At 74.3% G+C, this 19,656-nt stretch carries 14 protein-coding genes and 1 pseudogene; 6 read left to right on the top strand and 9 right to left on the bottom strand.

Annotated elements, in window-relative coordinates; genetic code table 11:
• Nucleotides 1-94: 94 nt before the first annotated feature.
• Together JYK04_RS39305 and JYK04_RS39300 are read right to left on the bottom strand one after the other, a co-directional pair.
• On the bottom strand, nt 95-4,996 hold the full coding sequence (locus JYK04_RS39305; RefSeq protein WP_189745035.1) for a DNA-binding protein: 4,902 nt from the start codon (nt 4,994-4,996) through the stop codon (nt 95-97).
• A gap of 23 nt (nt 4,997-5,019) precedes the next feature.
• Nucleotides 5,020-5,886 carry a DUF4132 domain-containing protein gene (locus JYK04_RS39300; protein WP_189744757.1) on the bottom strand — a complete coding sequence of 289 codons (867 nt, stop codon included), beginning with the start codon at nt 5,884-5,886 and terminating at the stop codon, nt 5,020-5,022.
• A 202-nt stretch (nt 5,887-6,088) separates the two neighbouring features.
• Between JYK04_RS39300 and JYK04_RS39295 the strand changes: the two genes are divergently transcribed.
• Together JYK04_RS39295 and JYK04_RS39290 are read left to right on the top strand one after the other, a co-directional pair.
• Nucleotides 6,089-6,832 (top strand): HNH endonuclease family protein, encoded by a 744-nt coding sequence (locus tag JYK04_RS39295; RefSeq protein WP_229876676.1) that lies wholly within the window; start codon nt 6,089-6,091, stop codon nt 6,830-6,832.
• The gene (locus JYK04_RS39290) at nt 6,829-7,098 is read left to right on the top strand and encodes a hypothetical protein (RefSeq protein ID WP_189744755.1); all 270 of its coding nucleotides are present in this window, start codon (nt 6,829-6,831) and stop codon (nt 7,096-7,098) included. The genes JYK04_RS39295 and JYK04_RS39290 overlap by 4 nt, the downstream gene beginning before the upstream one ends.
• A gap of 243 nt (nt 7,099-7,341) precedes the next feature.
• Here the strand turns inward: JYK04_RS39290 and JYK04_RS39285 are convergent.
• From JYK04_RS39285 to JYK04_RS39275, 3 genes and pseudogenes are all read right to left on the bottom strand, one after another.
• Nucleotides 7,342-8,454: pseudogene (locus tag JYK04_RS39285) on the bottom strand (hypothetical protein); the annotation flags it as partial.
• The gene (locus JYK04_RS39280) at nt 8,451-9,074 is read right to left on the bottom strand and encodes an ankyrin repeat domain-containing protein (RefSeq protein ID WP_189744753.1); all 624 of its coding nucleotides are present in this window, start codon (nt 9,072-9,074) and stop codon (nt 8,451-8,453) included. The gene JYK04_RS39280 and the pseudogene JYK04_RS39285, both read right to left, overlap by 4 nt.
• 191 nt (nt 9,075-9,265) lie before the next feature.
• Nucleotides 9,266-9,799 (bottom strand): GNAT family N-acetyltransferase, encoded by a 534-nt coding sequence (locus tag JYK04_RS39275; protein ID WP_189744751.1) that lies wholly within the window; start codon nt 9,797-9,799, stop codon nt 9,266-9,268.
• Between the two features lie 149 nt (nt 9,800-9,948).
• Between JYK04_RS39275 and JYK04_RS39270 the strand changes: the two genes are divergently transcribed.
• Complete coding sequence (locus JYK04_RS39270) at nt 9,949-11,229, top strand: sulfite oxidase (RefSeq protein WP_189744749.1); 1,281 nt, start codon at nt 9,949-9,951, stop codon at nt 11,227-11,229.
• Nucleotides 11,230-11,260: 31 nt separating this feature from the next.
• Here JYK04_RS39270 and JYK04_RS39265 read toward each other — a convergent pair whose 3' ends face one another.
• Together JYK04_RS39265 and JYK04_RS39260 are read right to left on the bottom strand one after the other, a co-directional pair.
• Nucleotides 11,261-12,439 carry an alpha/beta hydrolase family protein gene (locus JYK04_RS39265; protein ID WP_189744747.1) on the bottom strand — a complete coding sequence of 393 codons (1,179 nt, stop codon included), beginning with the start codon at nt 12,437-12,439 and terminating at the stop codon, nt 11,261-11,263.
• A gap of 91 nt (nt 12,440-12,530) precedes the next feature.
• A complete protein-coding gene (locus tag JYK04_RS39260) occupies nt 12,531-13,508 on the bottom strand; it encodes an isopenicillin N synthase family dioxygenase (protein ID WP_189744745.1) in 978 nt (325 codons plus the stop codon).
• Between the two features lie 244 nt (nt 13,509-13,752).
• On the opposite strand from JYK04_RS39260, the gene JYK04_RS39255 reads away from it, so the two are divergent.
• From JYK04_RS39255 to JYK04_RS39245, 3 genes are all read left to right on the top strand, one after another.
• Nucleotides 13,753-14,499, top strand: a complete 747-nt coding sequence (locus tag JYK04_RS39255) for a VOC family protein (RefSeq protein ID WP_189745031.1) — start codon at nt 13,753-13,755, stop codon at nt 14,497-14,499.
• 125 nt (nt 14,500-14,624) lie between these two features.
• On the top strand, nt 14,625-14,813 hold the full coding sequence (locus JYK04_RS39250; RefSeq protein WP_189744743.1) for a DUF6381 family protein: 189 nt from the start codon (nt 14,625-14,627) through the stop codon (nt 14,811-14,813).
• Nucleotides 14,814-14,966: 153 nt separating this feature from the next.
• Nucleotides 14,967-15,308 (top strand): avidin-fold protein, encoded by a 342-nt coding sequence (locus tag JYK04_RS39245; protein ID WP_189744741.1) that lies wholly within the window; start codon nt 14,967-14,969, stop codon nt 15,306-15,308.
• Nucleotides 15,309-15,354: 46 nt separating this feature from the next.
• Here JYK04_RS39245 and JYK04_RS39240 read toward each other — a convergent pair whose 3' ends face one another.
• Both JYK04_RS39240 and JYK04_RS39235 read right to left on the bottom strand, forming a co-directional pair.
• The gene (locus tag JYK04_RS39240) at nt 15,355-18,036 is read right to left on the bottom strand and encodes an ATP-binding protein (RefSeq protein ID WP_189744739.1); all 2,682 of its coding nucleotides are present in this window, start codon (nt 18,034-18,036) and stop codon (nt 15,355-15,357) included.
• Between the two features lie 183 nt (nt 18,037-18,219).
• Nucleotides 18,220-19,608: a M64 family metallopeptidase gene (locus JYK04_RS39235; RefSeq protein ID WP_189744737.1), complete on the bottom strand. Its 1,389-nt coding sequence runs from the start codon at nt 19,606-19,608 to the stop codon at nt 18,220-18,222.
• Between the last annotated feature and the right edge of the window lie 48 nt (nt 19,609-19,656).

The raw sequence follows: 19,656 nt of genomic DNA, 5'->3' as shown, positions 1-19,656 counted from the left end.
CAGGTGCGCCGCGCCGTACGGGAATCCCGGACGGCCCGGACGGCCCAGACGGCCCGGACGCCTTTCGGCGCCGCGGCGGCCCGGGACGGCCGGTTCAGCGGCGGCGGGCGCGGGTGCGCTTCACCTTGAGCTCCTCGAAGCGCGGCAGGTCGCCCTCCTGGACCCGCTGCCAGGCCCCGCGGTAGAGCTCCGCGGCGGGTTCGGCGGGGACGAGCACGCCCAGCGGGGGCCGGCCGCCGGCGCCCAGGCCGTACATGGGGAGCTTCCACTGCTCCACCGGCAGCGTCGGGGAGGGCATGTCGGCCCAGCCGCCCGGCAGGAAGAGCGAGCGCCCGGCCCGGCTGCGGCCGGCCGTCACCACCAGTTCGGTGGCGGACAGTTCGGCGCGGGCGGCCTTGAGGCGGGCCGGCTTCCAGCCGGTCCACCGCGCCGTGTTGCGGTCGGTGGGGTCGGGCATGGCGAGCAGCATGAGGTAGAGGGTGGCCGCGTCGGCGCCCAGGCCGTGCCGGGCGCTCGCCTCCTCGACCAGTTCGGGGACGGAGCGGCTCGGGTCCTGCGGCCACCAGGTGCCGTCCGCGTCCGTCGTGCCGGCCGCCGGGGCGCCCGGATCGGCGAGCAGCGCGGCGAAGCGCGGGTCGTGGGCGGTGCGCAGCGCCGTCTCGGCGGCGGAGGGCCGCTGGTCCTCGCCGCGCAGCGCAGGCAGGTACGGGTCGGAGCCGGTGGAGTCGAGCAGGGCCGGGCGCAGGGCGGGCTTGGGCTGGTCGTCGTGGGTGGCCATGACGACGGCGCCGTAGCGCTCGTAGCCCTCGCCGGTCTCGGTCGGCGTGCCGGCCGCCTTCCGGAAGTCGGGCAGGCTGGTGTAGTGCCCGATCTCCAGGAGCAGTTCGGGTGCGGCGAGCCGCTGCCGTACGGCGGTCAGTACGGGCGGCAGGGCCGCTCGTACGGAGTCGCCCGCGGGCAGCCGGTGGGCCAGCCAGGACGCCATGGCCAGGGTTCCGGTCAGGACGGACCCGGTGAAGGGGTCGGTGGCCGGCTCGGCGGGCTCCACGTGGTCGCCCTTCACCGTCCAGGCGACGTCGACGGAGAGCTCGCGCGAGGCGGCCGGGTCGAGCAGCGCGGCCAGGGCGCGGTGCGCGGGCCAGCTGCCGCCCACGGCGCGCGCGGCTTCCGTGGCGAGCCAGTCGGGGACGGGGGTACGACGGCCCACGCGCCGGTTCCAGAGCTCCGCGGCGGCGACGACGTCGGGTCCCTCGCTCCACAGCTTCGCCGGGTCGGCGGGGAGCAGGGCCCCGACGACGGCGCGCCGCAGCTCGGTGTCGAGGTTCTTGAGCTCGTCGCGGGCGTAGGCGGCGTCGGTGGCCTTGACGCCGAGGGCGGTGCGCAGTTCGGGGGTCAGGAAGTTGCGTTCGTAGCTGTCGACGCCCGGGAGTCCGGCGACCACCAGGCGGGCGAGGGTCCCGGACACTCCGGTGAGCCGGGCGAACTCCTCCGCGGCTTCGGGGCGGAAGGGCGCGGGCCCGTGCTCGGCGGCCGCCCCGAGGAACGCGGTCAGCCAGTCGGCGCCGCGTTCGCGGTCGCCGAGCGGGGCGTCGCCGCGGACGGTGTAGGGGCCGGGGACGGTGAACCGGCCCGTGGGGTCGTACAGCAGGGCACCGAACTCGTGGCCTTCGGGTACGGATTCGCTGTGCTCGGTCAGCGCGAGGACGGCTCCGCCGCCCAGCGGCAGCAGGCTGCGGTGGTGGACGTTGCGTTCGCCGTCCGCGGTGAGCAGGTGCTGCCGGTCGAGGCGGAGCAGGACCCGGCGCCAGCGGTCCGCGGAGCCTTCGGCCGAGGCCAGGCCGAGGGCGTCGACCGTGCCGAGCAGGGTGAGCAGCCCCTCGCGCTGCTCGTCGGTGGGCGCGGCGGTGACGGCGCGGTAGGCGACGGCCGCGGGCTGGTCCAGCAGCGGGGTCCACGTGAAGGACCAGTACGGCAGTGCGGGCGTGTCGAAGTGCAGCAGGCCGGGCACCGGGACGTCGTCGGTCCGTGTGCGGGCGGCGCCGAGTTCGCTCAGCGTGTGGTGGGCGGCGTCGCTCTCACCGCCCCAGCGGTAGTAGCCGGAGCCGATGAGACCGCTGAGCGCGTCGGCGATCAGCCGGTCGGCGGGACCCTGTTCGCGCTCCTCGACGGGGGTGTCGTCCGGGTGGAGCCGGGAGGCGATCGCGTCCAGGGCCTTCTGCTGGGTGAGGGTGAAGCGGAGGACCTCGACGATGCCGCCGATGATCTTGGGGGCGGTGATCTTCGGCAGGGCCGCGCTCACCAGCTCGGGCAGGTCGGCGGCCTTGTCGGCCGCGGCGGCCGTCTTGAGCAGTGCGGCCACGGTCTCCCGGTCGGCGGCGCGCAGGACGGCCGAGGCCTCGGTGTCGCGGGGGCGCAGGGCGTACCAGTGCGACAGCGGCGGAAGGTCCACGCTGCCCGTGCCGAAGGCGGAGCGCCGGCGGTGGCCGTCGCGCGACTTGGCGGTGACCACACCGTCCGGGTCGGTGATGCTCAGCTCCTGCCAGTGCTGGGACAGCGCGCGGGGCCGGTCGTCACCGGGGAAGGTGAGGGCGGCGACGGGCGCCTCTCGGCCCTCGGGCACGGCGACGGTGCGGCCGGAGGTGTCGGTGCCCTCCCAGCCCTGGCCGCGGACCCATACGGTGCGCCAGCCGAGCAGGCCGTCGGCGGGCTCGCCGAGTACCGAGCCGGCCACGGTGGGCGCCGGCCGCAGCCGGTTGGAGGACCCGCCGCGGCGGCCGGTGTCCGGGTCGGTGCGCAGCGCGTCGGCGAAGAACGCGGGCAGGGAGGAGCGACCGTAGGTCCCGCCTGCGGGGTCGTACTCGACCCAGCCGATGTCGTTCTCCGCGTCGCGCCGGTGCCACACCCAGTACGAGGTGCCGTCGGACAGCAGGGGCCGCTCGTCCGGCAGCTTCGTGTCGCCGCGGTGCAGGACTCCGCCGCCGGTGGCGCGCCCGCCGCCGGGGAGCGGCAGGGAGAGGTGGTCGCTGCGCAGCGACCAGTGGCTGCGGTCGGTGTCCAGGGTGAGGACGGTGCCGGGCGAGTGGTGCCAGTAGCCCTGTGTCCCGTTGCTGCTCCAGGAGGACCAGAAGACGAGCAGTTCGCCGTCGACGTAGTGGAAGCCGTGGTTGTACGAGGTCCCGGTCGGTACCCGCAGGTCGTGGGTGAGGACGGTGGAGTCGGCGTCGATGACCCGGACCTGGGTCTGGTTGGCGACGATCAGGTACGGCCAGGCCTCCGTCACGGTCAGGGCCTCCCGGCCCTGACCGGGGCTCAGTTCGGCGAGGGCCTCCTCCCAGGAGGGCCAGGCCAGTTCCTCGAAGAGACCGCCGCGCAGGGTGCGGGCGAGGGTTTCGGCGAGGTCCGCGGCCGCGGCGGCAGCCACCTCCTCGGGGGCGAGTTCCAGTGCTTCGGTGGGCAGCCAGCTCAGCCGTGCGATGGCCTCGGGGACCCCGGGCAGGCCGGCGGCGGTGGAGGCGAGGGCGACGTCGCGCATCCATTCGGCCAGCAGCGGGCGGCCGCCGGGCGAGGCGGCGACGCACCGGACCACGTCGGCGCAGCCGTCGCTCAGGTTGCTCAGCGCGCGCCGGAAGGCGGGGTGGAAGCGCTCGTCGGCGGCGAGGGCGAGCAGGTCGCGGCGCTCGTCGCGGCCGGCCCACTCGGACAGGTTCAGGTGGTCGTACCGGTGCCGGCGGTGCTCGCTCCCGGCCTCGGGGTCGGCGACCGGGACGTCCAGGGCGAGCAGCAGGTCGAGGAGGTCGGCGTCCTCGACGCCGATCCGCAGGCCCGCTTCCCGTTCGGGCCGGGCGAGTTCGGTGCGCAGTTGCCCGGCGCACCGTTCGACGAGGCCGAGGAGGAGCGGGAGCGCGGGGCGCCGGCCCCAGCCGGAGTGGCGGGCGGCGTGGAAGCGCTCCAGCCAGCCGGCCGTGCCGTCGGCGCAGCGCTGCTCGGCGGGCAGGTCCCCGTCGGTGAGGCCGGCGGTGGCGCCTGCCTCCTCCAGGATCTCCAGCCACAGGGTGGTGAACTCGCCCGCGTCGCCACTGGACGGGTTCAGCCCGAGGAGCGTGCCGCGGACGGCGGGAACGCGGCGGGCGAGCGCCACGAGGGCGCCGCGGTGTGCCTTCCACCAGCCGAGCGCGGCGCGCAGGGTGGCGGGCAGGGGCAGCAGTTCGGCGAGGTAGTCCTGCTCGGGTTCGGTGCCGGTCAGACCTGCGGCGCGGGCGAGGCGGCGCAGTTCGGCGGCGGCCTGGGCGGAGGGCGGCAGCCCGCCGGCGGTGCGGCGTACGCACAGGCGGCGGAAGCGCACGTAGGCCTCGGCGGGGGTGACGCGGCCGGCGAGGGCCTTGCCGTAGCCGGTGAGGACCTTCACCGGCAGGGCGCCGACGAGGGCGAATTCGAGGAAGACGGCGTCGAGGCGGTCCTCGTCGACGGCCAGCCCGTACTGGGCCTCGGCGTCCCGGGCCCGCCCGAACAGCTGGGCGGCGTAGGTGGTGTTCTCGACGGCGAGGAAGAGCCGCGCGGCCTGCTCGTGGAAGAGGGGCAGGAAGTGCGGGACGGCCACGGCGAGGCGGCCGGCGAGTTCGAGGCAGGCGTCGAGGGCGGCCTTGGGCTTGGTCTTGGCCTGCCGGGCGATCCGGTCCAGTTCGGGCACGACGGCGAGGGCGTGGTGGCCGTCCTCGGGGTGGTGCACGAGGACCCATTCGGGGAAGCCGAGCGCCTGGCGCTTGCTCAGCCCGACGACGGGCGGCTCGCCCTCCTCGCGTACGAGTCCGAGGAAGCCGGCGGCGAGGTCCTCGGCCGCGCCCAGTTCGCCGGGAGCGAGCCGGACCACGACGCGGTCGTCGGCGAGGCCCGGGTGGCGGTAGGCGCGCGCGGTCAGTTCCACGACGTCGGGGCCGGCGCCGGTGGTGTCCCGCGGCAGTACGGCACCGGCCTTGAGCAGCAGTTCGGCCTTGTTCATCCTGGTGTCTTCCTGGTTGGTGCTCACGCGTCCCCGCCCTCCTCGATCTTGCGCCCGGCGTACAGCGCCGCGGCCATCCGCATGCCTTCGGACCAGGCCACCGGTCCGACCTCGGTCAGGCGTACCGCCCGGCCGTCCTCGTCGTGCCAGCTCAGCGCGCCGGTCGTCGTCTCGTCGTCGTAATAGGGTTCGCCGATCCACACGGCGGCCTCGGTGCCGGTCCCGGAGTCCCGGACCCTGCAGGTGGCGTAGCCGCCGGAGACCCGGTAGCCGAGGCTCGTGGCCCGGGCGGCGAGGCTGAAGCGGGTGGGGAAGGCGCCGCCCGCGTAGTCGCGGACCTCGGTGGCGGTGGCGGCGACCTCGGCGGGCTTGAGCCAGGTGGCCCGGTGGATCTGCTCGACCCGCTGCACGATGCCCAGCTCGGCCGCGAAGTCCCGTACGTCGTCGAGGTCGGGCAGCAGCACGGGGTGCGGCAGGGTCACCGTACGGGGGGAGAGCCGGACGGTCTCGCCGTCGAGGTTGACCACCTTCAGCTCACCGGAGGCGGTGGCGTCCCGCAGGAAGCCCACCTCGTCGGGGTCGTCGCCGACCACGGCCACATCGCGCAGGGCGCTCTGCCAGGCCTCGTCCGGCCAGACCCGGGCGAGCAGTTCGGTCGGCACCGGCAGCGAGGAGACCATCCAGCCGTCGACCTGTGCGGCGCAGGCCGCCTCGTGCCGGTCGAGCCATTCGGCCAGCCTGCGCAGCCGGTCCACCTCGGGATGGTCCTTCAGGGCCTTGGGCAGTGTCTTCAACTGCCGTCCCGCCGTCCGCCCGGTGGCGGACCTCGCCGCCACCCGTCCCTCCACCAGGGCGATCTCGTACCCCTCGCCCGCCGCCAGCCATGCCATCAGACCGTGCCCCTCCGCCTGTCCTGTCCGGTTCCGCGCAGCCCTGACAGGGGGGAGCCGACCCCCCTGAGCTGCGGTATGCCGGGAGACTAGCGAGAGCCACTGACAACGCCCGCCGGAGGGCCCTCGGTAGGTTGATTGTCCGGTTCTGGGTAGTGTTCGCGGGACAGCGTGCGGAGCGGTACCGGCTCGGGGTGGGGTTATGGGACGTCAGATACGTGTGCCGGGTGCGGTGCTGGTGCTGCTGCTGGCCGCCGCCACCGGGTGCTCCGGTCCCGCCGCGCCGGGCGGCGGGGACCCGAAGGCGTCCGCGCCCGCGGGCTCGCCGTCCGCGGCGGCGCCGAAGTCGCCGGACGCACCGGGCGGCGACGCCAAACCGGCCGGTGGGGACGTACTGCCCGGTATGGTCAGCGCGGCCGTGGCGCGGACCCAGTTGGCGGCGCTCGTGGTGGCCCCGGTCGGCACGATGGCCGGCTACAGCCGGGACAAGTTCACGCACTGGGCGCAGCAGGGCAACAAGTGCGACACCCGCGAGGTGGTCCTCAAGCGCGACGGCACCGAGGTCACCCAGGACGCCGAGTGCAGGGCCGTGGCCGGCAACTGGAAGAGCCTCTACGACGGGGCGGTCGTCACGGACGCGGGGAAGATGGACATCGACCACATGGTGCCGCTCGCCGAGGGCTGGCGCTCCGGCGCGGCCGGCTGGGACTCCGCGCGGCGCAAGGCCTTCGCCAACGACCTGACCCATCCTCAGCTGCTGGCCGTGACCGCGGCCTCGAACCGTTCCAAGGGCGACCAGAGCCCCGACCTGTGGCAGCCGCCGGACAAGGCGAGCTGGTGCCAGTACGGGCGGGCCTGGACGACCGTGAAATCCACGTACGGACTGACCGTCACCGAACCGGAGAAGAAGATGCTCACCACGATGCTGGACACCTGCGCCTCATGACGCGGCCGCACCGGTGGCAGGACGAGGTGCTCGCCGGGCCGGGCGGCGCCATGACCGACGAGGTCGGCGTGATCACCGGTCCCCTGATCCTGCGCAGCACCGAGGCGTCCGGGGGCCTGGTCCGGTTCGATGTCCAGTACGAGGACGCCGACGAGTGGTACACGCTCACGGGCAGCCCCCGGGCCCACCGGGGCGACCCGGCCGCGCTGCACGCCGCCGCCCTCGCGGCGATCCGCGCGGGCGGCGGGGCCGTGGCGCCGGGCTGAGACGCCTGCGCGGGGGACGGCTCGGAGAACGGCTCAGAGGACCGCGATGCCCAGGGGGTGTCTTGTCGATCGGGCCGGATCAGGGAGCGGGTCTGGTGCCATGGGGCCTCCCCAGGCCCGCCAGGGCCGAGGGGAAGGATCGCAAGGCGGACGAGGGAGGCGACGCGGAGCGTCGCCGACCGAGGACAACGCGGCGAGGCGCGGTGCCAGACCCCGCGAGCCCGGCCTGACCGGCAAGACACCCCCCAGGGGCCGGGCGCCCGCGGCGAGTCGGCGGGTGGCTCCGGTGTCGAGGTCGACGACCGTGATGCCGTTCCAGTAGCCGTCCCGTGTGTAGCCGCCCGTGACGTAGGCGGTCCGGCCGTCGCGGGAGACGGCCACGTCCTCGTGCGGTCCCCGGAGCGGGTACACCCGCTCGGCGCCGTCCGGGGAACGGACCGTCAGTGAGGGGCCCCTGCCGTCGCCCGGGCGCACGGCGCCCGTGCCGACCACCAGGAGCCGGCCGTCGGCCGTGGCGGCGGCCCCGTGCTGGTGGGTGTCGGCGGTCATCGCTTCGATCCGGGTCCGCCCGGTCCGCGGGTCGACCACGGCGAGCCGCTCGCCCTCGAAGGGGAGCAGCAGGTTCCCGTCGGAGGGGCGTACGACGGCGTAGTGCGGCTTGAGCCAGGACCCGAGCCCGCCCTCGGTGCCGTAGGGGGCGACCTCGATCCGGCGGGGGCTCCATGAGCCGGCCGCGACGACGGTGACGTCGAAGGAGTCGTGGCCGGTGACGTAGACCTCGGCGCCGTCCGGCGACACGTCCACGTCGAAGGGGCGCCGACCCACCGGTACGACGGCGGTGACCTCGCTCCTCGCCGTGTCGAGGACCTCCAGGACCCCGGCGGCGCCGGGCACGTTGACCCCGACGTAGGCGTGCGCGCCGTCGGGCGAGAGCGCGATGCCCGTGCCGCCGCCACGGTACTCGCCGTCGGTGGCCGGACCGGTGGCGGTGCGGTGCGGGATCAGGGCCAGCCGTACGCGGGTGCGCGTGTCGACGACGGCCACGCCCTCGGCGGTGGCGACCCACGCCCGGCCGTCCGTACCCACGGCCAGTCCGTACGGGGCCCTGCCCGCGGTGACCGAGGCGACCGCGCCGCGCTCGGGGTCCACGAAGGTCACGGTGTCGGCCCCGAAGTCGGCGGTCAGCAGCAGCCCCTGCGGGGTGGGGGCGGAGACGGGCAGCGGGGAGGCTGCGGAGGGCGCCGGGCCCGGCGGCGCGGGCGCCGCGGGCCGGGAGCAGGCACCGAGCAGCAGGGCCGCGGCGAGCGCCGCGAGGGCACCGCGGGTACGGGTACGGGTGCGCGTGCGGCGGTTCATCGGCCGGACCCGGCTTGCACCGCGTCGGCCGCCGCCTTCAGGGTCCGCGCCATGCCGTCGAAACCCCGGCGGACGGCGTGCTCGTACGGGGTCACCCCCTCGTGGTCGGCCAGCAGCGGGTCGGCGCCCGCCGCGAGCAGGACCGCGACGACCTCCTCGTGGCGCGCGCCGCCGTCGCCGAGGATCACCGCCTCCAGCAGAGCGGTCCAGCCGAGCCGGTTGACGTGGTCGACGTCGATGTCCGTCGCGTCGAGCACGGCGCGCACGTACGCGGTGTGCCCGCGCTCGGCGGCCGGGATGAGGGAGATCCCGCCGAAGCGGTTGCGCTGCGTCAGGTCCGGTCCGGCGGGCAGCAGCAGGCGCATCATCCGCACGCTCCCGGTGACGCCGGTGACCAGCCAGGGGCTGTCCTCCCGGGAGTCCGGGGCGTTCGGGTCGGCTCCGGCGGCGACCAGCAGTTCCGCCGCGGCCACGTGGTCGCCGAGCGCGGCGAGCAGCAGCGGCGTGCGCAGCTCCTCGTCGCGGGCCTCCACGGCGGCGCCCGCGGCGAGCGCCGCGCCCACCGCCGCCGCGTCGCCGCGGCGGGCCCCGTCGAGCAGGAGTCGGTCGTGCGCGTTCATGGTGTCCCTCTCGGCTCCGGGGCGGGGAGGGCCGGGTACGCCCTCCCGCTCCCCCGGTCCATGCTCGCCGCGCCGCAGGCCCCGGCGGGTCCGACCGGCGGACGGAGCGTGCGGACGGTCCGGAGGACCCGGGGGTCGGCCGATCGGTTGATGCGGCCGCGCGGATCAGGGCCGCGGAGCAGGGGCGCGGATCAGGCCTCGTACTCGGTGAGGTCGATGCCGTGGACCCGCACGGAGGTCCCGTAGCGGGGGTCGACGGTGTCGCGTTCCATCACCATGCCCAGCTTGCGGATCACGTTCTCGGAATCGGTGTTGCTCATCCGGTTGATCGCGACGACCCGGTCCAGGCCGCGGTCCTGGAGCGCGAACTCCAAGGTGGCGTGGGCGGCCTCGGAGGCATAGCCCTGGCCCCAGTACTGGCGGCCGAGACGCCAGCTGATCTGGACGTCCGCGCGGGCGTCCGGCAGGTTCTCGAGGACCGAGAGGCCGACGGCGCCGATGAGCTCGCCGGAGCCGAGGAGCTCGACGGCGAAGAGCCCGAAGCCCTCCTCGTCCCACTCCTCCTCCCAGCGCTCGATCTCCTCGGCCGTCTCGTCCAGGTCGAGGGTCTCGCCCTCGCCGATCCAGCGCATCACCTCCGGGTCGGCGTTGATCTCCGAAAGGGGGACGAGGTCGTCGTCGCTCCAGCGGCGGAGGAGGAGTCGGGGGGTAAGGATCTCGGTCATGCCCACATCCTGCCGAATCTCCGCCGACCAGCGGTAATCGGCCGTTGCGGCAGTGTTGCGGGTTCGTGGACATCACCGCGGGAAGGTTCCCGCGGCCCGCCCCGGGCCCCTACGGTCCGTGGGAACCGCGACCAAGGAGTGCTCCTGCCATGCCCTTCGATCTGTCGGACGAGAGCCGGTACGACCGCACGCGCCTGCGGCAGTGGGCGCTCGGCCGGGCCCGCTCCGCCGGGGTGGACCGCCGTGATCTGCTGAAGCTGTTCGCGGTGGGGGCCGCCGCCGGATCGCTGGGTGCGGCCGCGGGCGGCGGCACGGCCTCGGCCGCGCCGGGCCTGCCGCCGGCCGACCCGGTGCCGCGCACCGTCAAGCCGCTGCCGCCCGAGCTGTTCACCCTGCGCGGGACGAACGCGGAGACGAACTTCGCGGCGCTGCGCGGCACGGGTCCGCTCACCCCGGTCGACCGGTTCTTCGTGCGCAACCACACCTCCACCCCGCGGATCGATGCCGCCGGATGGCGGCTGAAGGTGTGGGGCGACGGGCTGGCGGGCGGCCCGCTGGAGCTGTCGTACGAGCGGCTGCGCGCGCTTCGGCCGGTGGAGCGGACGCTGTTCATCGAGTGCGCGGGCAACGGCCGGAGCTTCTACACCACGCAGCAGGGCCAGCCGGTCACCGGCACCGCCTGGACCCTGGGTGCGATCGGCGTCGCGCGCTGGCGCGGGGCGCGGCTGTCGGACGTGCTGCGCCTGGCGGGCGTGACCCCGGGCGCCGTGGACGTCCTGCCGCGCGGGCTGGACGACGAGGTGGTGGCGAACGGGGTGAACCTGGGCCGGGTGCGGCGCCCGCTGCCCGTCGGCAAGGCGCTGGACGACGTACTGCTGGCCTACGAGATGAACGGGCGGCCGCTGCCGCCCGACCACGGCGGGCCGGTCCGCCTCGTGGTTCCGGACTGGGTCGGGATCTCGTCGATCAAGTGGGTCGGGGACATCGAGGTGAGCGGGGAGCCCCTGTACTCGCCCTGGAACACCGACCTGTACCGGCTGTTCGGGCCCGAGCACCCGGCGCAGGGAAGTGCCCCGCTGACCCGGCAGACCCTCAAGAGCGCCTTCGAGCTGGAGCTGGGGGCCACCGTTCCCGTGCACCGGACCCGGCTGCTGACCGGCCGTTCCTGGTCGGCGGCGGCACCGGTCACCCGGATCGACGTCAGCACGGACGGCGGCGTCCGCTGGCGGCGGGCCCGGCTGCACGACACCCCGCGCCGGGGTGGCTGGGTGCGCTGGTCGCTGCCGTGGACCCCGCGGGCCACGGGTGCGACCTCGCTGCTGGCGCGGGCGACCGACGCGACCGGGCGGACGCAGCCCGACCGGTCGGTCCACAACACGCAGGGCTACCTCTTCGACGCGGTGGTCCGCCACCCGGTGACGGTGGTCTGACCCTGCCCCGCGATCCGGGTCCGCGCCCGGGTCAGGGGGTGTGGAAGGCGACCTCCGGCGCGTCCGCGGTCGGGCCGTCGAGCACGGGCTGCGGGCGGCCCGTCAGGTGCTGGTCGAAGAAGGCTCCGACGTAGCGGCGGGTCAGTTCGACGGAGCGGCCGCCGGGCAGCGGGGCCTCCTCGTCGGGCAGTCCCAGCTGTTCGCCGATCGCCGGGAAGTCGGTGAAGGTGAAGTGGCCGGAGCCGGCGAAGGTGATCCAGCGCTTCCAGCCGTCGAGCAGCGGCCAGTCGCGGTCCCAGCTGGCGTTGCCGCCGGGGCCGCGCTGCTGCGCGCCGAGCAGCATGAAGGGGCGTCCGCCGAGTCCGGCCGCGGGGACCGGCGTGGAGAAGCCGCCGTCCAGGTTGATCCCGGCCCGGATCCTTCCGTCGCCCGCCATCGCGGCGGCGGTCGAGGAGCCGCCGATGGAGTGGCCGGCCATCGCGATGCGGCCCTGGTCGATGAGGCCGGCGTGGCGCCAGGCGGGGTTGCGTGCGGTGAGGCGGTCCAGGAGGAAGGACACGTCCCGGGCGCGGGTTTCGCCGACGGTCCGGTAGCCGGCCTCGTCCTGGACCTTCTCGCAGGCCAGGCACGTGAGCACGCGCCCGCCGGGGAAGGCGGTCCCCACGCTCTCGTACGCGTGGTCCACGGAGGCGACGACGTAGCCGCGGGAGGCCAGGTCCTCGGCGAGCGCGGTGAGGGTGGCCCGGTGGACGGTGAAGCCCGGGGACAGGACGATCAGCGGGTACCGGCCGGCGACCGGGCGGGCGCCCGTCCGGCCGTGGGTCCGTGTGCCGGTCAGGGTCTCGACCGGGATCGCCTGGTCCAGCCCTCGGTCGACCAGCAGCAGCCGGGCCTCCTCGGGGGTGAGGTAGCGGGTTGCCCGGCCGCTGTCGTGGCGCGCCGGGTAGCGCATGGTGACCATCAGCTCGCGCGGCCCGGATCCGGCCCAGGGGTCGGTGCGGCTGCGGTCCACCAGGTGCAGGTCTTCCCGGCCGACGGCGAAACGGCCGGTGGGCCGCGGGAGTTCCACCGTCGTGCGGCGGTTGTCGGTCCCCGCCGGCCCGGCGGCCACGGAGGTGTCCGCGGCGACCGAGGTGCCGGCGGTGGCGAGCGGCAGGGGCAGGAGGATCGCGGCCAGGGTCAGGGCAGCGGTGGTTCTGCGGTTCTTCATGGACTTCACGCTATGCGCGTGGTTCTGGTTGATCGTCAGACTCTGAGGCGGATCCGCCGTCAGCCCCCGGGGGGAGGCTCGGGGCGCCGGGTCACTCCTGAGTCGTAGCCACGGTGATGGCGTCGAGCTTGCCTCTCAGGTAGGTGTGCGAGTCGACGGATTCGTGCGTGATCCGGCCGACCGGGGCGGGCAGCGACTCCACCCGGGTGTGCGGGTCGCACTCGTAGAAGTAGACGAGGGAGATCAGTTCCTCGGCCGGGGTGTGGGCGGGCGGGGGCAGTACGCGGTGGCGGCCCGCGCGCCAGCGGTCGCCGGTCCAGCGGGCCATCAGGTCGCCGATGTTGACGGTGAGCGCCGCGGGGTCGTAGGGCGCGTCCTGCCAGCCGTCGGCGTCGGTGTGGATCTGGAGGCCGCCCGCGCCCGGCTGCCGGTCGAGGACGGTGACGGTGCCGAAGTCCGTGTGGGCCCCGATGCGGAACTGGCCGGGCAGGGGCGGGCCGACGATGTCGGTGCCCGGGTACCAGTTGAGGTTGAACCCCCAGGTGGGGTGGGAGGTGTGGCGGGTGAAGTGGTCCTCGGCGAGACCCAGCGCGACCGCGAGGAGCTCCAGCAGTTCGTCGGAGAGGGACCGCATCAGGCGCAGGTACTGCGTCACCAGGGGCCGCAGCTCCGGTACTTCGGCGGGCCACATGTTGGGCGCGAACCATTCGGCGTCCACGGAGGGGATCCCGGTGGGGTCCTCGGCCGCGAAGGACCAGGACTCCTTGAGGTCGGGCGGCGAGGCCGCCCCCTCCGCGTAGCTGTTGGCCTCCGCCCCGGGGCCGAGCCAGCCGCGGCCGCCGACCGGCACGGCGTACGGGGCCTTCGTGCTCGCGGGCAGCCGGAAGAACCGGCCCGCCGCCTCCCGGATCCGCGCGGGGAGCGCGGGGTCCACGCCGTGCCCGGCCACCAGCAGGAAGCCGGCCGCGCGCAGCGCGTCGTCGACGCGGGCGGCCGTGCGGGCGCGGGCCGCGGGTCCGCCGGACCGCCACGGCCCGAGATCGATCACGGGAATCTGGGATGCGGCCATGGGAGACCTGCCTTCCGGGGCTGCGGGCGCGTCCGGGACCGAGGCTATCGCCGCGCGCCACCGGAGGGGATCGCCACGGAGCGTGATTCTTGGACACCTTCTGTGTGTTTTCGTCGCCGTGGATCGCGAAGATCGTCATGAAAAGCACCAGAATGGGAGGGGCAGCGGTGGTGCACCAGGGACGGAGCGAACGGTGGAGATTTCGACGAAGGAAGTCTTCGGGGCCCCGTGCTGGGTGAGCCTGATGACCCGCGACCTCGGTACGGCCCAGCACTTCTACGGTGCGGTAGTGGGCTGGAGGTTCCGCCCGACCCGGCTCGGCGAGGCGTTCTCGGTGGCCTTCCAGGGCCGGGTACCGGTCGCGGGCATCGGGGCGCTGGCCGCGGACCTGGGGGTGGCGGCGGCCTGGACCCCGTATTTCGCCGTCGACGACGCCGACGTGGCGGTGGACCGGATCCGGGAGCGGACGGGCACGATCGCGGTCGGCCCGGTCTCCTTCGAGTCCGGCGGCCGCGCCGCGCTCGTCGCCGACCCGGACGGCGCCGTCTTCGGGATCTGGGAGGGCAACGTGGAGGCGGACTGGCGGGTGGGCAGGGGACCGTCACCCGCCTGGCTGGAACTGCGCACAAGGAACGCGCTGGACGCGGCGATGTTCTACGGCGCGGTGCTGGAGTGGGCCACCGGCCGCGCCGGCTGCTGCGAGGTCTCGTACGAGGAGGACCAGGTCGTGCTGCGACAGGACGGCGAACCCGTCGCCCGCCTGAACAGCGGCCCCGTGGAGATCGCCTCGTACTCCCCGCACACCCGGCCGCGCTGGCACGTCCACTTCCGGGTGCCGAAACTCCGTCCGGCGATGGAGGCCGCCGTCTCGCTGGGCGGGCGGGCCGTCTCGGACATCGCGTCGAACGCCGTGGAGCGGTGGGTGACGCTGCGCGACCCGGACGGGGCCCTGTTCACCCTCACCACCGCCCTCGGGTCGGACACGGACTGACCGCCCCCTCTCCGTCGTCGCCGTAGGGGTGCGACTCACACTCGGTGACGCTTCGAGATGCGGGCGCACGGCAGGACTGGTTCGCTGAATCCGCCCGCTCTCCCCCACAGATCCAAGGAGCGATCATGAGCGTTTCAGGTGAGTCCCGCGGCCGGTCCCAGCAGATGCGCACCAAGGCCAAGGAGCTGAACGACGCGGCCGAGCGGTCCACCGACCCGGAGGAGCGCCGCCGGCTGAAGGAGAAGGCGCGCCGCCTCCAGGAGCAGAGCGAGCAGGAGGGCCGTATGGACGACCGGGGCATGGACCCCATGTAGTCCGTGCGCCTCCCCCCGCGCACCCTCACCGGCCGGTGTCCGCCGCGAGCCCCCTCGCCGCGGACACCGGCCGGTGCCGGTACCGGCCCGGACGGCGGGGATCATGGATCGCCTAAGCTGCTGCCCCGGATCGCCTTCCCCCAGGAGTCACCCGTGGCACGCTCGCTCGACGGCCTCGTCTTCGCCCCCGTGGCCGACCAGTCCCCCGGCCAGGTCGGCCGGCAGACCCGGTTCGAGTACCACGAGCAGGACGACCGGGTCTGGGCCGAATACCGGGGCGGCGACGTGGCCATGGGCTACCTCGTCGGCACCCGGGCCGGCCGCACCATCGACTTCCGCTACGTCCAGCTCCGCCTCGACGGCACGACGGCGTCCGGGCACTGCACCTCGCTCCTGACGGAGCTCCCCGACGGTCGCCTGCGCCTGGAGGAGACGTGGACCTGGGAGTCCCAGGAGGGCAGCGGCACGAGCGTGGTCGAACAGCTGCCGCTCTGAACTCCTGCGCGTCCTGCGGCGGGGGGCGGTGCCGTGCTGGACCGGGTCAGCCGGTCGGGGGGTCCGTCCGTCCGCCGTCAAGGATCTCCCGGTTGAGCGGTACGTCCCGCAGGAACCGGTGCCGGTCCGTCGGGCTGTGGATCAGGTCCGCCTTGCGGGCCACCACCTCTCGGGCCTGCCGGGCCAACTCGTCCGCCTCGGCGGCGCCGTCCGTCGCCCGCAGGACGACCGCCGCGTGGTGGAGGACCTCCTCGGTGCGCAGCGCCGGCAGGTCGCCGACCTCCTCCAGGACCGTGATCGCCTGCCGGGCGAGCCGGGAGGCCGCTGCCGCGTCCCCTTGCCGCAGGTGAATGCGGCTGCGCAGAGAGAGGGCGGCCACCTCGCTGCGGACCATCCCGGTCTGGGACGTCTCACGGAGCGTCTCGTCGGTGAGCCGCCCCGCCAGGTCCAGCTCGGCCGCGTCGCCGTCCGCCAGGGCCACCACGACCTCCGCGTACAGGTTGCGGACGATGGGTACCAGGTCGACCAGCCAGGTCTGTTCCGTTTCGCGCCAGGCCTCCTCGGCCAGTACCCGGCTGCGCGACCTCTCCTCGGGGCCACGGGAGTCCCGGCTGAGGAGCAGGGCGAGGAGGGCGGTGTTGTAGGCGTGCCAGCCGCTCGGCCCGCCCTGCGCCTCGTCGAAGTCGCGTGCCTCGCACAGGGCCGTGACGGCATCGCCCTCCAGGCCCATGGCGACGTACAGCTGGGCCAGATAGTTGAGGGCGTTCGGCAGGTTGGCGTTCAGCGGGTCGCTGCGCAGCTGTTCGACGCACCGGGTCAACCGGTTCCGGGCCTGGTCGAGGTAGCCCGCGTCGAAGAGGTTGACCCCGAGCTGCAGCTCGCGGCTCTGGTTGCGGACCTGTCGTACGGGGTCGTCGCCTTCGCGGAGATCGGGATTGTCCTCGAACAGCCTCTCTGCCTGGAGCTGCACCTGCAGGCCGGCGGCCAGATCCTGCTTGGTGAGCTGGCCGCCGTACGAGGACAGGGCGGCGAACAGGACGGCCGGGTCGGCGCACTCCCGGGCGAGCTCCACGGCCTCGCGGAGCTTGTCGAGGGAGGGCCACAGGCCCCGGGTGTGGAGGAGGACCCTGCCGTGGAGCAGGACCGTCCGGGCCGTCAGCACCGCATCGCCGCTGCGGCGGGCCGCTTCCTCCGCCTCGCGTGCCTGCCCCTCCAGATCCCGGGCCTGCGCCGTGCCGGGCCGACACTGCCAGCGGGCTTCGGTGAGGGAGAGCAGCAGCTCGATGGCGCGGGCGAGCCGAAGGTCACGGTCGGCGGCTGTCGGGGGCAGCCGGCGGATGCTCTCGACGGCCTGGCGGCTCAGGGCCTCCGCTTCGGAGAACGACATACCGCTCACCGCCAGCTTTCGGGCGAGCGTGAACTGTGCCCGTGCGGCGTCGTCCCACCGCTGGGCGAGGTGGTGGTGGCGGGCGATTTCCAGCTGTACGGGTATGGGCAGGTCATCGCGATCGGTCCCCTCTCCGGACAGTGCGGCGGCGATCCTTGCGTGTGTTTCCCGAGCCTGCCCGGCACTCTGCTCGTCAAGCACGGCCATGTGCAGCAGGGCGTTCTCGAAGCGGTAGTGGTCGGCTGACGGGTCCTGGGCCCAGGGGTGCGGTGGCACCGCCCGGATCAGGCCCTGCCGACGGCTCAGCCGGTGCAGCCGCCCAGCCACCACGCCGGGGGCCTGCCCGCTCGCGCCGGCCACGACGGCGGAGTCGAAGGTCTCCCCCTGCGTCGCCCCGGTGACGAGCAGCTCCAGGATCTCCGGGTCCAGCCCGTCCAGGCGGCGGCGGATCAGGGGCCCCACCGCATCCGGAAGGGGGCCCCGGATGTCGCCGTCCGCGCTGAGCATGCCCAGGCACTGGGTGACGAACACCGGATGGCCCTTGGTCAGTTCGCTCAGCCGGGCTGGGAGCGAGGGGGCCACCGGGCCCGCGTGGTGCTGCCGCACGAGGTCGGCGACCGCTTCCTGGGGCAGACCCGTGAGCGTGCGCGTGCTGCACCACCCGTGGAGCTCCCACTGGGCGAGCACGTCGCAGACGACCCCGGAGTCCGCTCCCGGATCGGTGCGCTGGCCGAGGAGCAGGCCGAAAGCGAGCTCCTCCCGGTGGAGCCGCTCCACGAGGTGCTCGAGGACCAGCAGGCTGCTGGGATCCAGCCACTGGATGTCGTCCAGGACGATGACGGTCGGGCCGCACACGGTCGCCGCCTCTTCCAGCGCCGCGGCCACCGTGCGGGCGACGCCCTGCATCAGCGGCGCCATGCTGTCCGGCTGGGCGGAGGGAGAGTCGATCGTGGTTTGCACGATCTGCGTGGCGGCCTTCAGCAGCGGCCCCAACGCCGGCACCAGAGAGACGAGTTCGGGCGCAGCCTGCCGGGTGGACCGGCCGAGGCGGCGGAGCAGGGACCGGCGGGGCGGCGGCCGGAGCGCGGCCAGGATGTCGATCACCGGCCCGTAGGCGTTGTTCGTGCCGATCCGGTCGATGCAGCGAGCCTGGACGAAGTGGCATTCGGGGCCGCCCCGCGGTGCCCGTCCGTTCCGTGTCACCTCCCGGAGCAGCGCGGACTTGCCCATGCCCTGCTCGCCCCGGACGACGAGCACACCGCCCGCGCCGCCGGCCACCGCCCGCAGGAACGCGTCGGACGCTTCGATGTGCTCGGTCCGGTCGACAAAGACGGCCGCCACGACTCCCCCTCGCATGCCGGACCACCCCCTGACGGACGGTCACCAGCCGTTCACGCCCCCCGTGTTCAGCCGCATCACCTTAACGGCGGCACGGTCCCGGCGAGGTGTGTTTCGCCGGGTCCCCGCGGGGTGCGGGCGTCCGGGCCGAGCTGGGCCGCAGTTCCTGGGGTCGTCGCAGGGGGATCAGAGCCGGACGTCCCAGTCGACCGAGGAGCGCAGGGTGCGCACCACCTTCGGGTCGCGCACCGACGGGGTGCGGTCCTCGGCCGTGACCGTCAGGCGGTGGGTGCGGAGGTCGAAGAGCCACAGTTCCGCCACCGACACCTCGGTGCGGCCCTCGAAGCGCCTCAGCTCCCGGCCGTCGAGGTACCAGCGGACCACCAGCTGTCGGCCGTCCGCGCCGGCCAGCTTCGGTACGGCGGCCTTCGCCTTGTGGCGCAGCCGCAGGGTGCGGTCGGTCGGGGTGAGCGGGGTGACGATCCGCGCGTGCTGGTAGAAGCCGGCGATCATCGACTCGACGCCGGGCAGGTTGAAGGGCTTGCCCAGGACCCGCATGAGGGAGTTGTCGGTGGGCCGGTACAGCCCGGTCACGAAGTAGTTGCCGCCCTCGTACCCGCCGACCGTGCCGCCGTCGGGTGATTCCTCGCCGAGCCAGCGGTACCACTTGGCCCGCTGCGCGGCCATGCGGTCGGCCGGCAGGACCGAGCTGTTGGATTCGCCGGGCTCGGGGCCGGTGTACTTCTCGTAGTCCGGGACTCCCGGGTAGAAGTACTCGTCGGCGAGCTTGCCGAGGGAGTGGCCGGTTTCGTGGATGGCGACCTGGCCGGACTTCGGGTGGCCGGCGGAGGCAGTCGATATCCCCTCGTAGCCGAGGGTGGCGCTGGGCTCGTTGTAGCCCGCTCCGCCGTACTTGGCGCTGTTGGCCAGGACGATGACGAGGTCGGCGGCGGGCGCCTTCGCCACGTACGTGTCCACCTTGGGCTGGTCCACGCAGAGCAGCCGTTCGATGTTCTCGCACCAGAAGTACGAGCCGAGGGCGGTGTCGCGGACGGTGGCCGGGTCGGGGTCGCCGGAGACTCCGGAGTCGTGCGAGACGGCGTCGACCGTCCAGACGTTGAAGAGGTTCCGGTACGTGGTGTACGGCTCGACGGCGGTCACCTCGGCCCATTTCTGCTCGGCGTCGGTGTGGAACCGGGCCAGTTCGGCGGCGGTGTACCCGTCACCGATGACCACGACGTCGAGGCGGTCGGCGCTGGAGCCGTTGTCGATCATCTTGGTGACCTGGCCGTCGGCCGACCGCTCGGCCGGGGACAGCCGACCCGAGGCCTTGGCGGGGCTGCCGGCGGCCGGTACGCGGGCGTGGCCCGATCCGGCGTCACCGCCGTGCTCCGGACCGGGTATCTCGACCTCGATCCGCGGACCGGCCGGGGCGGCGGCCGCGTCGGCGGGTCCGGTCGGGCCGGCGGCCACCAGCGCGGCGGTCACGCAGAGCGTCGCGACGGCCGCGCGCAACGCCGGGCGCACGGCCAGACGCCCGCCGGGACGCCTGCCCGATCCTCTGACTGGATCCATGAAGTACTCCCCCGGGAACGGAAGTTAAGTGGTTTGTTAAGCGCGGTG

This window comes from Streptomyces nojiriensis (genome assembly GCF_017639205.1).
Lineage (GTDB): Bacteria > Actinomycetota > Actinomycetes > Streptomycetales > Streptomycetaceae > Streptomyces > Streptomyces nojiriensis.
The sequence above is the reverse complement of the archived record's forward strand: the minus strand, read 5'-3'. Positions and strand labels throughout refer to the sequence as shown.